The sequence below is a fragment of the Rhizobiales bacterium NRL2 genome (assembly GCA_001664005.1).
Taxonomy (GTDB): Bacteria; Pseudomonadota; Alphaproteobacteria; order Minwuiales; family Minwuiaceae; genus Minwuia.
The window spans coordinates 3,303,264-3,317,578 of record CP016093.1; the positions used below are offsets into that span (position 1 = coordinate 3,303,264).

The window sequence follows — 14,315 nt, forward strand, 5'->3', positions numbered from 1 at the left end:
ACTGCCGAAGGAACGGGCGCAAGCATTCGATAATTGCATGCAATATTTTATACACCCTTGTTTTTACATATAACTTTTTCTGGCCTGTTGCTTGCTAGTTCCGTCTCAGGGTCGCGGCGTCCGCCGCGGAGACAGGGAGCAGAACAATGGACAGGCGCAACTTTCTCAAGCTGACGGCATTCGGAGCGGGTGCGGTAGCGGTGCCGATGCTGGCGCCCTTCGGCGCGCCGCGGGCGGCGGGCCGCGCGGACACGCTGCTGGTCGTCGTCGGCAGCACCGTCAACAGCATGGACATCCACCGCGCGGGCACCAACCGACCAAGCTACGCCATCGCGGTCAACCTGTACGACCGCCTGGTCGGCTTCGGAACCAAGACGCTGGCCGACGGCACGGAGATGTACGACTACCAGAACCTCACGCCGGAACTGGCCGAAAGCTGGGCGTTCGCGGCGGACGGCAATTCGGTGACCTTCAAGCTCAAGCCGGACGCAATCTTCTGGGACGGCTCGCCGGTGACGGCCGAGGACGTGAAATGGTCGTTCGACCGGGCCGTTTCGGTCGGCGGCTTCCCGACCACGCAGATGCGCGCGGGTTCGCTGGAGAAGCCCGAGCAGTTCACGGCGGTCGACGAAAAGACCTTCCGCATCGATTTCCTGCGTCCCTCCAAGCTGACCATGCCCGATCTGGCGGTGCCGGTGCCGATCATCATCAACTCGAAGGTGGCGAAGGCCCACGCCACCCAGGACGATCCCTGGGCGACCGAGTACCTGCACCGCAATCCCGCCGGCAGCGGCGCCTTCATGCTGGAGCGCTGGGATCCGGGCCAGCAGGTGGTCTACAAGCGCTTCGACGACTGGAAATGCGGTCCCCTGCCCGGCGTCGAGCGGGTCATCATGCGCGAGATTCCCTCGTCCTCGACCCGCCGGGCGCTGCTGGAGCGCGGCGACGCGGACATCTCGCTGGACCTGCCGCCGAAGGACTTCGCCGAACTCAAGGCCTCGGGCAAGTACACGGTGGCCGCGGCGCCGATCGAGAATTCGATGATCGCCATCGGCCTCGACACCACCTACGGCCCCTTCCAGGACAAGCGGGTGCGCCAGGCCGTGGCCTATGCCATTCCCTATGAGCAGATATTCAAGCAGGCGGCCTTCGAGCGCGGCATTCCCATGTGGGGCGGCGCATCCTTCGAGCCGGCCGATATCAGCTGGCCGCAGCCCTTCCCCTACTCGACCGACTACGACAAGGCGAAGGCCCTGCTGGCGGAGGCCGGATACGCGGACGGTTTCGAGGTGCCCTTCGCCTTCAACCTGGGCTTCGCCCAGTGGTCCGAACCGATGGCGCTGCTGGTTCAGGAAGGGCTCGGCAAGGTGGGCATCCGTACCGCGGTCGAGAAGGTGCCGGGCGCCAACTGGCGCACCCAGGTGCTGATCGAGAAGAAGTGGCCGATGCACATCAAGAACTTCGGCGGCTGGCTCAACTACCCCGACTACTACGCCTACTGGGTCTACCAGGACGGCAGGCTGTTCAACTCCATGAAGTACCGCAACGAGACAGTCGAGACGGTGACCGAAGAGGCCCTGCATCTGCCGGTGGAGCACCCGGACTACGCGCCGAAGATCAAGCAGCTCATCGCCACTTTCTTCGACGAGGTACCGCTGATCCCCGTCTTCCAGCCCTATCTGGACGTGGCGATGCAGTCGAACGTCTCGGGCTACAAGTTCTACTTCCACCGCCAGCTCGACGCGCGCTGGCTGAGCAAGGCCTGAGGGGGCGCGGCGCGTGGCCCGGCGCTCCACCGTTGCGCTGATCGGGGGACGGCTGCTGCAGGCCGTCCCCTCGATCGCCGGCGTCATCGTCGTCACCTTCATCCTGACCCGGGCGTTGCCCGGCGATCCGGCGGTCTACTTCGCCGGACCGGCGGCCGACGCCCAGTCAATCGAGCAGGTGCGGCAGGCCCTGGGCCTCGACCGCAGCCTTCCCGAACAGTTCCTGATCTATCTGGGCGACCTGTTCACCGGCGACCTCGGCCAGTCGATCAGCACCGGCCGCCCGGTTGTCGAGGAACTGATCCGGCGCATGCCGGCCTCGCTGGAACTGACCTTCCTGGCGCTGCTGTTCTCGCTGTCGGTGGCGCTGCCGCTCGGCATCCTGGCGGCCACGCGCCCCAACAGCTGGATCGACCATCTCTGCCGCGTGATCGTCACCGCCGGCGTCTCGTTGCCCGTGTTCTTCACCGGGCTGTTCCTAGTCTATGTCTTCTACTTCATCCTCGGCATCGCGCCCTCGCCGCTGGGGCGGATCGACATCTTCTATCTCGACCCGCCGCACGTGACGGGCTTCTTCACCATCGATTCCCTGCTGGCGGGCGACATCGACACCTTCGGCGCGGCGCTGGCGCAGCTCGTCCTGCCGGCGATCACGCTCGGCCTCTTCACCCTGGCGCCGCTGGCGCGCATGACCCGCGGCGCGATGCTGGCCGTGCTGTCGAGCGATTTCATCCGCACGGCCCGGGCCTCCGGCCTGTCGCGGCCGACCGTGCTCTACACCTACGCACTCCGCAACGCGATGCTGCCGATCCTGACCACGCTCGGCATGGTCTTCTCGTTCATGCTCGGCTCCAACGTGCTGGTGGAAAAGGTCTTCGCCTGGCCCGGCATCGGCTCCTTCGCCATCGAGGCGCTGATCGTCTCCGACTACGCCGCGGTTCAGGGCTTCGTGCTCGCCATGGCCTTCCTGTACGTCGCCCTGAACCTGGTGATCGACATTCTCTACACCGTCGTCGATCCCCGCATCGGACTGGAGGGCTGAGCCATGCGGGAGTTCCTGAAACACCTGCGCTACATCCTGACCGAGAACCCGGTCACGCTGGTCGCCGGATCGATCTTCGCGCTGCTGGTCCTGTTCGCACTGTTCGGGCCCTGGATCGCGCCCTACGACCCGCTGGCAAGCTCCGCGAACGCGCTGCAGCCGCCCAGCGCCCGCCACTGGTTCGGCACCGACCAGCTGGGCCGCGACGTGCTCAGCCGGGTCATCGTCGCCACGCGGCTGGACCTGACCATCGCCGTCGTGGCGGTCGCGCTCTCCTTCATGGCGGGCAGCGTGCTGGGTTCGGCGGCCGGCTATTACGGCGGCTGGATCGACCGGGTCGTGGGCCGCCTGACCGACACGATCATGGCCTTTCCCCTGTTCGTGCTGGCCATGGGTATCGTCGCGGCGCTGGGCAACAGTGTCGAGAACATCATCTACGCCACCGCGATCATCAACTTTCCCTTCTACGCCCGCGTGGCGCGCGCCGAGGTCAACGTCCGCCGGGAAGCGGGCTTCGTCCTGGCGGCGCGGCTGGCGGGCAATTCCGACGTCCGCCTGCTGGCGACGCAGATCTACCCCAACGTGCTGCCGCCCATGATGGTGCAGGTCTCGCTCAACATGGGCTGGGCGATCCTCAATGCCGCCGGTCTTTCCTTCATCGGTCTGGGCGTCCGCCCGCCGACCCCGGAATGGGGGATCATGGTGGCCGAGGGCGCCGGCTACATCGTCTCCGGCGAGTGGTGGCTCGCGCTGTTCCCCGGCGCGGCGCTGATGATCGCCGTGTTCTGCTTCAACCTGCTGGGCGACGGTCTGCGCGACCTGATCGACCCGCGCCGGCGCACCTGAGGAGGCGGCCATGACCGAACCGAAGGATCCCGTCCCCATCCTCTCCGTGGAGGGCCTGAGCGTCGACTTCAAGACCCGGGGTGGCGTGGTCCACGCCGTGCGCGGCGTCGATTTCGAGCTGTTCCGGGGTGAGACCCTGGGCGTCGTCGGCGAGAGCGGCTCCGGCAAGTCCGTCACCGCCTTCAACATCATGGGCATCCTGGAGGCTTCGGGTCGGGTGGCGGCAGGGCACGTCCGCTTCCGCGGCCTGGACCTGACCACCGCGTCGGAGCGGGCGCTGCGCGAGATCAGGGGCCGGGAGGCCTCCATGATCTTCCAGAATCCCCGCGTCGCACTGAACCCCATCCGCACCGTCGGCGACCAGATCGAGGACGTGCTGCGCCGGCACACGACGATCCATTCCCTCGACCTGAAGAAGAAGGCCATCGAGGCGCTGGATGCCGTCCGCATCCGCAACCCGGAACTGCGTTACTCGGCCTATCCCTTCGAGCTGTCGGGCGGCATGTGCCAGCGCGTCATGATCGCCCTGGCGCTGGCCTGCGACCCGCAACTGCTGATCGCGGACGAGCCGACCACCGGCCTGGACGTCACCACCCAGAAGACGATCATGGACCTGATCCGCGACCTGGGACGGGAGCGCAACCTGGCCACCGTGCTGATCACCCACGATCTGGGACTGGCGAGCCAGTACTGCCAGCGGCTCGTGGTGATGAAATCCGGCGAGGTCGTGGAAGCGGCCGCCACGCTGGAGCTGTTCGCCAATCCGCAGCACCCCTATACGCGGAAACTCATCAAGGCGACGCCGCGCCTCGACAGCCGCCTCGAGGATCTCTCGGACGAGCCGGCCGCCAGCCGTCCGAGTCCGGTCGCCGCGCCGCCTGCCGCCGACGGGCCGCCGCTGCTGGCCGTGGAGAATCTGGTCAAGGAATTCAGCGCCGCGTCCGGCGACGGCTGGTGGCGGCGGCTCGCCGGCCGGGCGACGGACGAAACACCGCCCTTCCGCGCCGTCGATGATGTCAGTTTCGAGGTCTGCGCCGGCGAAAGCGTCGGTCTGGTCGGCGAATCCGGCTGCGGCAAGTCCACGACCTCCAACATGATCACGCGCCTGATGGACCCGACCGCGGGCCGCATCCTGTTCGAAGGCCACGACCTGGCGGCGATTCCGTCGGCGGACTTCGCGCTCAGGCCGGAACGGCGGCTGATCCAGATGGTCTTCCAGGATCCGACGGAGAGCCTCAACCCGCGCTTCAACGCGCGCAGCTGCATCGCCGATCCGCTGATGCGCCTCGACGGCATGCGCAACGCCGCCGAACGGGAGGCACGGATCGTCGAACTGGCCGGCATGGTGGGCCTGCCCGAAGATCTGCTCGGGCGCTTCCCGCACCAGCTCTCGGGCGGCCAGAAGGCCCGCGTCGGCATCGCCCGCGCCATCGCCGTCGCGCCGAAGCTGCTGATTCTGGACGAACCGACTTCTGCGCTCGACGTGTCGGTGCAGGCGATCGTGCTCAAGCTGCTGGCGGACCTGAAGCGCCGCCTGGGCATGAGCTATCTGTTCGTCAGCCACGACCTGAACGTCGTGCGCCTGCTCTGCGACCGGGTGATCGTCATGAACGCCGGCCGGATCGTCGAGCAGGGTCCGGCGGAAGAAATCCTGTCAAACCCGAAGGACGACTATACCCGCGCCCTGATCGAGGCCGTGCCGCACCTGGAGATGGACAGCGCCGCGGCGAAGGCCCGGCTGGCGGAGGAAGTATCTTGAACGTGCTGGCCGATGAAATGCTGACCATCGAGGCGCTGCGCCGCGCCCTGCTGGCGGGTGAAATCCGGCCCAGCGAGATCGCCGCCGAAGTCGCGCGCCGTTGCGACGACGCCGACCCGGCCATCTGGATCAACCGACCGTCGGCGGACGCTCTCATGGCCGAGGCCCGGCGGCTCGACGGGCTCGATCCAGCGACGCACCCCCTGCTCGGCATCCCCTTCGCGGCAAAGGACAATATTGACGTGGCCGGCCTGCCGACTACGGCCGGCTGCGCCGCTTTCGAATACGCGCCCGCGCACGACGCGGAAGTGGTCCGGCGGCTGCGCGAGGCGGGTGCGCTGGTCGTCGGCAAGACCAATCTGGACCAGTTCGCCACCGGCCTCGTCGGCGTGCGCTCGCCCTATGGCGTGCCCGGCAACAGTTTCGATCCGGCCTTCGTGCCCGGCGGCTCCAGTTCCGGTTCCGCGGTGGCCGTGGCGAAGGGTCTCTGCGCCTTCTCGCTGGGCACGGACACGGCGGGTTCGGGCCGCGTGCCGGCAGCCTTCAACAACCTCGTGGGCTGGAAGCCGAGCAAGGGCCTGCTTTCGACCACGGGACTGGTGCCGGCCTGTCGCTCGCTCGACTGCACCTCCGTCTTCGCACTGACCGCGGCGGATGCCGCGGCGGTCGCCGGCGTCGTGACAGCCTATGACGATGCGGACCCGTTCTCCCGCGCCATGCCGAAGGACATCACGGGCCCGTCCGACTGGCGCGGCGCCCGCTTCGGCGTGCCCCTGGCAGCCAATCTCGACTTCTTCGGCGACAGGGACTGCGAAAAGCTGTTCCACGAGGCCGTCGCCGCCGCGGAACGGCTCGGTGGCGAGCCGGTCACAATTGACATCACGCCCTTCCTCGACGCAGCGCGCCTGCTCTACGAAGGACCATGGGTGGCCGAACGCTATATCGCGGTCCAGGAGCTGATCGAGCGCGATCCCGACGCCCTGCACCCGGTCACGCGGGAGATCACGCTCGGCGGCCGCGACCCGAAGGCGACCGATCTGTTCCGCGCGGAGTATCGCCTCGCCGAACTGCGCCGCGCCGCCGACGACATCCTCGCCGGGCTCGATCTGATGCTGCTGCCGACCGCGGCCACCATCTACCGCATCGCCGAGGTCGAGGCCGACCCGATCCGTCTGAATTCCAATCTCGGACGCTATACCAATTTCATGAACCTGCTCGATCTCGCGGGGGTAGCCGTGCCGGCGGGATTCCGGCCCGACGGCATGCCGTTCGGGGTGACACTGGCCGCACCGGCCTTCCATGACCGCCGCCTGCTGGCGCTGGCTGGCGCGCTGCATGAGGAGACCTCCCCTTTCGTCGGAGCCATGCGGTCGCCGCTCACCGCCGCGCCTCCGAAACACGACAGCGAAACGGACGTGCTCGAGATCGCCGTCTGCGGCGCACACATGTCCGGCCTGCCGCTCAACGGCGAGCTGAGGGAGCTAGGCGCAACGCTGGTCGGTCAGGCCAGGACCGCCGAGAAGTACCGCTTCTACGCTCTCGCGGGACCCGAGCCGGCCCGGCCCGGACTCGTCCGCGTCCCGCAAGGCGGCGGCGCGGTGGAAGTGGAAATCTGGCGGCTGCCCGCGCACGCGGTCGGCGCCCTGCTGGCGGCGATCCCCGCCCCGCTCGGCCTGGGGTCCATCGCCCTGGCGGACGGCACAACGGTGAAGGGCTTTCTCTGCGAGGCCGCGGCGACCGGAGACGCGCGCGACATTACCGCCTTCGGAAGCTGGCGGCGCTATCTCGACGCGCGGCACACAGGGAGCGCCGAACTTGCCGAAACCGCTGATTGAGGCCCGGCCGGGCGCTATCGAAATCGACCCGGCGCGCACGGCGCTGATCATCATCGACATGCAGCGGGATTTCCTTGAGCCTGGTGGTTTCGGCGAAACGCTGGGCAATGACGTCGGGCTGCTGGCCGCCGCCATCGGTCCGTGTGCGCGCGTGCTGGAGGCGGCGCGGCGAACCGGCCTGGCGGTCATCCACACCCGCGAAGGTCACCGCCCCGATCTCAGCGATGCGCCGCCGGCCAAGATCGAGCGCGGCGCGCCCGCCATGCGGATCGGCGACCGCGGTCCCATGGGCCGCATCCTGGTGCGCGGCGAGCCAGGTCACCAGATCGTATCCGCGCTCGCGCCCGCACCGGGAGAGCCGGTGGTCGACAAGCCCGGCAAGGGCGCTTTCTACCAGACCGATCTGGAACTGATGCTGCAGAACCGCGGCATCGAATCGCTGCTGGTCTGCGGCGTGACCACCGAGGTCTGCGTCCACACCACCGTACGCGAAGCCAACGACCGGGGATTCCGCTGTATCGTCGTCGGCGACGCCTGCGGCTCCTATTTTCCGGAGTTCCACGAGGTTGGACTCAGAATGATCGCCGCGCAGGGCGGGATCTTCGGCTGGGTCACCGACGCCGCCGCCGTGGTTCGGGCGCTCGAGGCGATGGAGACGAATTGATGGCCAAAGCGTTCGACGCCGAAACCCACATGCGCGCCATGGCGGCCACACTGGACCTCGGGATAACACCCGCTCAGGAAGCCGGCGTCCGGCAGTTTCTGGAACTCGCCGCGCGGATGAACGCGTTGCTGGAAGCCGCGCCTTTACCTGCCGACAGCCTGGAACTCGCGCCGGTCTTCACCCCACCGGAGCGGGGCGCGTGACGCTGCCGCCCTACATGACCGCGGCGGCCATCGCCGGCGGCGTCGCGGCGGGCGAGATGAGCGCGGTCGAGGTCGTGCGCGGACACCTGGAGCGGATCGAACGGCTCAACCCGTTGCTGAACGCCTATACCGACATCACCGCGCGCAGAGCGCTTCGCCAGGCCGCGGAGATCGACCGGAGACGTACGGCTGGCCAGGCCGTCGGCCCGCTCGCCGGCGTCCCCTTTGCAGTCAAGAACCTGTTCGACGTCGAGGGACTGACGACCCGCGCGGGTTCGAAGATCAACCGTGAGAACCCGCCCGCGGGCGCCGACGCAGAACTCGTCCGCCGTCTCGAAGCCGCCGGCGCCGTGCTGCTGGGCGCGCTCAACATGGGCGAATACGCCTACGACTTCACCGGCGAGAACGCCCATCACGGCGCCTGCCGCAATCCCCACGACGCGGACCGGATGTCCGGCGGCTCCAGCTCCGGCAGCGGTGCGGCGACGGCGGCCGGGCTGGCGCCGCTCAGTCTCGGCTCCGACACCAACGGCTCGATCCGCGTGCCCGCGTCCCTCTGCGGTATCTTCGGACTGAAACCGACCTACGGCCGGCTGACGCGCCACGGCACCTTCCCCTTCGTCGATAGTCTCGACCATCTGGGGCCGTTCGCCCGTTCGGTCGGCGATCTCGCGCTGGCCTACGACGCCATGCAGGGCCCGGACCCGCGCGATCCGGTCGTGGCCGGCCGCCCGGCCGAGCCCATCACGGCCACACTCGGCCACGGCATCGAGGGTCTGCGCATCGCGATCGCCGGCGGCTGGTTCGACACCGGCGGCCTGCCCGACGCCGCGGCGGCGGTTGAAGCCGCGGCAAACGGGCTCGGCGCGGACCGGACTGTCGAAGTGCCGGGCGCTGAAGCGGGCCGAGCCGCCGCCTTCATCATCACCAATGCGGAGAGCGCGGCCCTTCACCTGAACCGGCTGCGCCAACGCCCCGACGATTTCGACCCCGACACGCGCGACCGCTTTCTCGCCGGCGCGATGCTGCCGGCCGGCTGGCTGGTGCGGGCGCAGCAGGTGCGGCGCTGGTACCTGGAGCAGGTCATGGCGCTGTTCCGCGACGTCGATCTTCTGATTGCGCCGTCGACACCCTTCAGCGCGCCCCTGATCGGCCAGAAGACCATGGAACTGCGCGGCGAGGAACTGTCGGTCCGGCCCAATCTGGGGCTGTTCACGCAGCCGATCTCCTGCATCGGACTGCCGGTCGCCGCGACGCCCATCGAGTGCGGCACCGCCATGCCCATCGGTGTGCAGATCATCGCCCCGCCCTGGCGCGAGGATCTGGCGTTGCGCGCCGCACGGCATCTGGAACGCGAGGGCGTCGCCGCCGCCCGCACGCCGAAGCTCTGAACGGCTACTTCCAGTACGGCTGGGCCAGGGTCCGGGGCGCGCTCTGCCGACCCACCAGACCGGAGACGGCGATGAAGGCCAGCAGGTAGGGCATCATGATCAGCAGCGCGTTGGGCGCGTCGATGCCCAGCGCGGGCAGCTGGAACTGCAGCGCCGTCGCCGCGCCGAAGACCAGGCACGCCACGATGGTCTGACCCAGCTTCCAGTTGCCGAAGATCACCGCCGCGATGGCGAGATAGCCCGCGCCGCGCGTCATCCCCTCGGTGAAGGTGTGGATATCGCCGATGGAGAGGAAGATGCCGCCCAGCGCGGCCAGCAGGCCGGTCGCCATGATGACGCCATAGCGGATCAGCGTGACCGAAAGCCCCGAATGAGCGACCGTCCGTGGCGCGGCGCCGGCGGCCTTGATGGCCACCCCCAGCCCCGTGCGGGCGAGCAGATACCAGACCGCGACGGCGACCGGGATCACCAGATAGACCAGCCAGACCTGTTCGAAGATCGTCTGCCCGATCACCGGGATGTCGCTCAGGACCGGCGGGTTCCACTTGTCGAAGCCCGGGATGACCTCCCGCGAGCGCGCGCCGAACAGCTCGCGGTAGCCCAGCGTCGTCGCGCCGAGCACGAAAATGTTGATGCCCAGGCCGGTGACGATCTGGTTGGCGCGGAGCGTGTTGGTCAGGAACGCCTGTAGCAGCGACAGCGGAATGACCGCGACCAGCCCGCAGACCAGCCCGACGACAGGGCTGCCCGAGAGCGACGCGCCCGCAGCGGCGGCGAAGGCGCCGGTCAGCATCATGCCTTCGACCGACATGTTGAGGACGCCGGCCTTCTCGCTCAACAGTTCGCCGATCGCGGCCAGAAGGAGCGGCGTGGCGAGCCGGATGGTGGAGGCCACGAAGACCGCCAGCAGTTCCTCGTTCATCGGCTCGCTCTCCTGTCCATCCAGTAGGCCGCGCCGGCGATCGAGATCACGATCAGGCCCTGTACGATCTGCACCAGCGCCGTCGGCACGCCGGCCGCCATTTCCATGGTGATGCCGCCCGAGCGCAGGAAGCCGAACAGCAACGCGCCGGCGATGACGCCGGAAATCCGGCCCCGGGCCAGCAGGCCGACAACGAGGCCGTCGAAACCGTAGCCCGACGAAAAACCGGTCTTCAGCGAGTGCTGTTCGCCCAGCAGCATGATCGCGCCGGCCAACCCGCCCAGCGCGCCCGCGATGAACAGGGCCAGCACGGTCATGCGCTCGACCGGTATGCCCGCGCGGGCGGCGGCGGTCGGATTGAGCCCGACAAAGCGGAGACGGAAGCCGAACACGGAGCGCGCCAGCAGGACCGCCGCGACGACGGCGAGGATCAGTGCGATCACGACGCCGACGGTGACCGGCGCGGCGTAGGAGCCCGTCAGCAGCGGCACCATGGTCGAAGCCGGCACCGTCGCCGATTCCGGCAGGGTCGCGGCGCTGGTCATGGGCTGGCGCAGCAGGTCCGTCGACTGGACGCACCAGTAGACGATCCAGATGGCGATGAAGGAGAGCAGCAGGGTCGAGATGACCTCATTGGTGCCGGCCCTGACCTTCAGCACGCCCGCCAGCCCGCCCCAGAGGCCGCCGGCCAGCGAAGCGGCCAGCACGGGCAGGATGACGGCCAGGCCCAACGGCAGGCCCGCGACCCCGCCATGCACGGCGACCGCCGTCGCCACGATGCCGCCGACGGCGATCTGTCCCTCGCCCCCGACATTGGTCAGGCCCGCGCGCGCGGCGATGACGAAACCGATGCCGACCAGGGCGTAGACCGTCGCGCGGTTGAGCGAGACCGAGATGGCGTAGGCCGAACCGAAGGCGCCCTGGCTGAAGGCGGAGATCGCCTGACCCAGCGACGCCCCCGTGGCGACGATCAGCAGGAGCCCCACGGCGAAAGCAGCGAGAACCGCCAGCACGGGGATGGCCGCCGGCGCACCCAGGATCCGGCCCGAGGCGGCGAGCGCGGCGTTCATGCGCCCTGCCCCGCCATCATGGCGCCGATGGCGTCCTTCTCGGACGGATCGGCGGGTCGTTCGTTGACGATACGGCCGCGGTACATCACCAGCACCCGGTCGGCCACGGCCAGGATCTCGTCCAGTTCCGAGGAGATCAGGAGCACGCCCGCGCCCTTCTCGCAGGCGGCGCGAATCAGGCCGTAGACCGCTTCCACCGCGCCGACGTCGAGGCCGCGGGTCGGCTGCGCGGCCAGCATGAATTTCAGTCCCGGCATGGTCAGTTCCCGCGCCAGCACCGCCTTCTGCTGATTGCCGCCCGAGAGGCTGCCGAAGCGGACGTCGGGCCCGGCGGCGCGCACGTCGAAGCGCTCGATCAGATCGGCGGCTTCCGCACGGACCGAACGCCGGTCGATCAGCCCGAAGCGCGTGTGTGCGCCCATCCTGTTGTTCAGCATGGTCTCGGCGAGGCTCATGTCGTCCGCGGCGGCGACGAGGTGGCGGTCCTCGGGCACGATGCCGACACCGGCGGCCGTGATCCGGGACGGCGTGGCTCTTGTCAGCTCACTGTCGCCTGCGAACCAGCGCCCCGCGCTCGGATGCGCCAGACCGGCGAGGATACTGCCCAGTTCGCTCTGGCCGTTGCCTTCGACGCCGGCGACGCCGACGATCTCGCCCGGCCGCACCGTGAGCGTCACATTGTCGAGCCGTTGCGCGCCGCCGGCGTCCCTGAAGGAGACGCCATCGACCTGCAGGGCGAGCCCCCCGGCGTCCGACATCCTGCGGCGAGCCCTGGGCGCGGCCGTATCGCCGCCCATGCCCAGGGTCGACATCATCGAGGCGTCCAGGCTTCCGGCGTCGCGGCGGATCATCGCCTTCACCAGCCGGTCGATCTCGCCGGACGGGTTATCGGAGGTCGTCGCGATATGTCCCGCGCGCAGCACCGAGACCCGGCTGGCCACCTGCTTGATCTCCGCCAGCTTGTGCGTGACCAGCACGACCGCCGTGCCTTCGGCGGCGACCCGGCGGCAGGTTTCGATCAGCGCGGCGATCTCGTCGGGTAGCAGGACGGCGGTAGGTTCGTCCAGGATCAGCAGCCGGGGCTCGCGCATCAGGCATTTCACGATCTCGACACGCTGGCGCTCCCCAATCGACAGGTCGCCGACGATGCGGAACGGCTCGAGACTGAGACCGTAGAGCGCCGAGAGCTCGGCCAGCCGCGCGGCATAGGCGGCGCGGTCGACCCGGCCCAGCCCCCGGCCCAGTAGCAGGTTGTCCACCACCGAGAGCTCGTTCACCAGGCTGAAATGCTGGTGAACCATGGCGATGCCGTTCTCCAGCGCCTCGCGCGGTCCGGCCGGCGCATAGGGCGCGCCTTCGAAACGCATCTCCCCCGCCGTCGGCTGATGGACGCCGAAAATCAGATTGCAGAGCGTCGACTTGCCGGCGCCGTTTTCGCCCAGCAGGCAGTGGATCTCGCCGGCGCGGAATTCGATGTCGATATCGGCAAGCGCGTCGAAATCGCCGAAGCGCTTGCCGACGCCGCGCATCGCGAACCGGGCGTCTCCGGCCACGGCCACGGGGGCCGCCGCCGGAGACGCCGTCACGGTTCCCGCGTCGGGTGTCACCCTTCCAGAACCTTGATCCTGCCGGCCTGGATGTCGGCCTTGATCTGCTCCAGCTTCTCCATCATTTCAGCCGAGCTCTCGCAGACGGCGATGTCGGAAGCTTCCGGGCCCATGGCGAGGCCGAAGGGCTTGTAGCCGGGGGCCCATTCGCCCGCCATCAGCTCGTCGATGGCGTAGCGCACCTGGAAGCCGACGCCGGTGATCGAATAGGCGACATACAGAGGATCGGAGCCGCAGCGGTCGGTGTAGCTGCCGATGATGTGGGTGCTCTTCTCCCGGGCCGCCTGCTCCATGCCGCGCAGTCCGAGATTGAGGATGTGGTAGTGGACATCCGCACCCTGGGCGATGGCGGCCAGGGTCGCCTCCTTGGACTTGGCCACGTCGTCGAAGTCGCCGGTGTAGTTCTCGAAGTACTTGATGTCGGGGTTGATGTAGCGCGCGCCGTTGCCGAACTCGGCGCCGGCGTTGACGATGGAGGGGATCTCCATACCGCCGACATAGCTGACCGCGCCGTTGGTCGAGAGCATCGCCGCGGCGGCGCCGGCGACGAAGGCGATCTCGGCCTGCTTGACGTCGTAGCTGGCGATGTTGGCCGGGGCCTCGCCCTCGTTACCGCCGACGATGGAGAAGCTCGTGTCGGGGAAGCGCGGCGCGATCTTGTAGATCGCCGCCTGGGTCTGGCCGCCGACGCCGATCACCAGTTCGTTGCCGATGGCGAGCTGGGTGATGGCCTGCTCCATGTCGGCGTAGTTGATGTTCTCGATCATCTGGACTTCCAGCCTGTCGCCGTACTTTTCCTGTGCGGCGACGAGACCGTCATAACCGGACTCCATCCAGCCCTTGTCCGACTTCGATCCCGGAATGAGGATTCCGACCTTCTTCGCCTCATCGGCGAGCGCCGGCCCCGTGACCAGCATCGCGGCGGCGGCAGCCGCCATGAACATGCGTCGGGTGAAATTCATCTGATAGCTCCCTCTCAGGCCCTCGGGGCGCGCCTGGCGCCGGGCGGTACATCAACGCAGGAGCAAGACGCACGCCGGATATCAACTTATTGAAAACAATACATTTTTCGAAAATTCCGGCAAAAGGAGGGCCGGATTGCATACAATCTGCGCAGAAGCCAGACCACATCTGGCGAGAATTTCACCAGTGCCGGGAAAACGGGATCTGCCGCCGCGTTTGACAGCCCGTCACGTGGCCATCGATAGTC

12 protein-coding genes are annotated in these 14,315 nt (G+C 68.3%); 8 read left to right on the forward strand and 4 right to left on the reverse strand.

Annotation, left to right across the window (positions count from 1 at the left end):
• Window positions 1-146: 146 nt before the first annotated feature.
• From TEF_15395 to TEF_15430, 8 genes are read left to right on the forward strand one after another with little or no spacing between them, the layout of a single operon-like run.
• The gene (locus tag TEF_15395) at window positions 147-1,766 is read left to right on the forward strand and encodes an ABC transporter substrate-binding protein (GenBank protein ID ANK82019.1); all 1,620 of its coding nucleotides are present in this window, start codon (window positions 147-149) and stop codon (window positions 1,764-1,766) included.
• Window positions 1,767-1,779: 13 nt separating this feature from the next.
• Window positions 1,780-2,808, forward strand: a complete 1,029-nt coding sequence (locus TEF_15400) for a peptide ABC transporter permease (protein ID ANK82020.1) — start codon at window positions 1,780-1,782, stop codon at window positions 2,806-2,808.
• A gap of 3 nt (window positions 2,809-2,811) precedes the next feature.
• The gene (locus TEF_15405) at window positions 2,812-3,654 is read left to right on the forward strand and encodes a peptide ABC transporter permease (protein ID ANK82021.1); all 843 of its coding nucleotides are present in this window, start codon (window positions 2,812-2,814) and stop codon (window positions 3,652-3,654) included.
• 10 nt (window positions 3,655-3,664) lie between these two features.
• Window positions 3,665-5,413, forward strand: a complete 1,749-nt coding sequence (locus TEF_15410) for an ABC transporter ATP-binding protein (GenBank protein ID ANK82022.1) — start codon at window positions 3,665-3,667, stop codon at window positions 5,411-5,413.
• A gap of 17 nt (window positions 5,414-5,430) precedes the next feature.
• Complete coding sequence (locus tag TEF_15415; protein ID ANK83530.1) at window positions 5,431-7,248, forward strand: allophanate hydrolase; 1,818 nt, start codon at window positions 5,431-5,433, stop codon at window positions 7,246-7,248.
• The gene (locus tag TEF_15420) at window positions 7,229-7,912 is read left to right on the forward strand and encodes an isochorismatase (GenBank protein ANK82023.1); all 684 of its coding nucleotides are present in this window, start codon (window positions 7,229-7,231) and stop codon (window positions 7,910-7,912) included. Before TEF_15415 ends, TEF_15420 begins: the two co-directional genes overlap by 20 nt.
• Window positions 7,912-8,115, forward strand: coding sequence for a hypothetical protein (locus TEF_15425; protein ID ANK82024.1), 204 nt, complete (start codon window positions 7,912-7,914; stop codon window positions 8,113-8,115). Before TEF_15420 ends, TEF_15425 begins: the two co-directional genes overlap by 1 nt.
• A 14-nt stretch (window positions 8,116-8,129) precedes the next feature.
• A complete protein-coding gene (locus TEF_15430) occupies window positions 8,130-9,506 on the forward strand; it encodes an amidase (protein ID ANK83531.1) in 1,377 nt (458 codons plus the stop codon).
• A 4-nt stretch (window positions 9,507-9,510) separates the two neighbouring features.
• Here TEF_15430 and TEF_15435 read toward each other — a convergent pair whose 3' ends face one another.
• The 4 genes from TEF_15435 to TEF_15450 all read right to left on the reverse strand — a co-directional run bounded on the left by TEF_15435 (window position 9,511) and on the right by TEF_15450 (window position 14,067).
• Window positions 9,511-10,428, reverse strand: a complete 918-nt coding sequence (locus tag TEF_15435; protein ANK82025.1) for an ABC transporter permease — start codon at window positions 10,426-10,428, stop codon at window positions 9,511-9,513.
• Complete coding sequence (locus tag TEF_15440; protein ID ANK82026.1) at window positions 10,425-11,498, reverse strand: ABC transporter permease; 1,074 nt, start codon at window positions 11,496-11,498, stop codon at window positions 10,425-10,427. Before TEF_15440 ends, TEF_15435 begins: the two co-directional genes overlap by 4 nt.
• Window positions 11,495-13,027 (reverse strand): ABC transporter ATP-binding protein, encoded by a 1,533-nt coding sequence (locus TEF_15445; protein ID ANK82027.1) that lies wholly within the window; start codon window positions 13,025-13,027, stop codon window positions 11,495-11,497. The genes TEF_15440 and TEF_15445 overlap by 4 nt, the downstream gene beginning before the upstream one ends.
• Before the next feature lie 74 nt (window positions 13,028-13,101).
• The gene (locus tag TEF_15450; GenBank protein ID ANK82028.1) at window positions 13,102-14,067 is read right to left on the reverse strand and encodes a BMP family ABC transporter substrate-binding protein; all 966 of its coding nucleotides are present in this window, start codon (window positions 14,065-14,067) and stop codon (window positions 13,102-13,104) included.
• Between the last annotated feature and the right edge of the window lie 248 nt (window positions 14,068-14,315).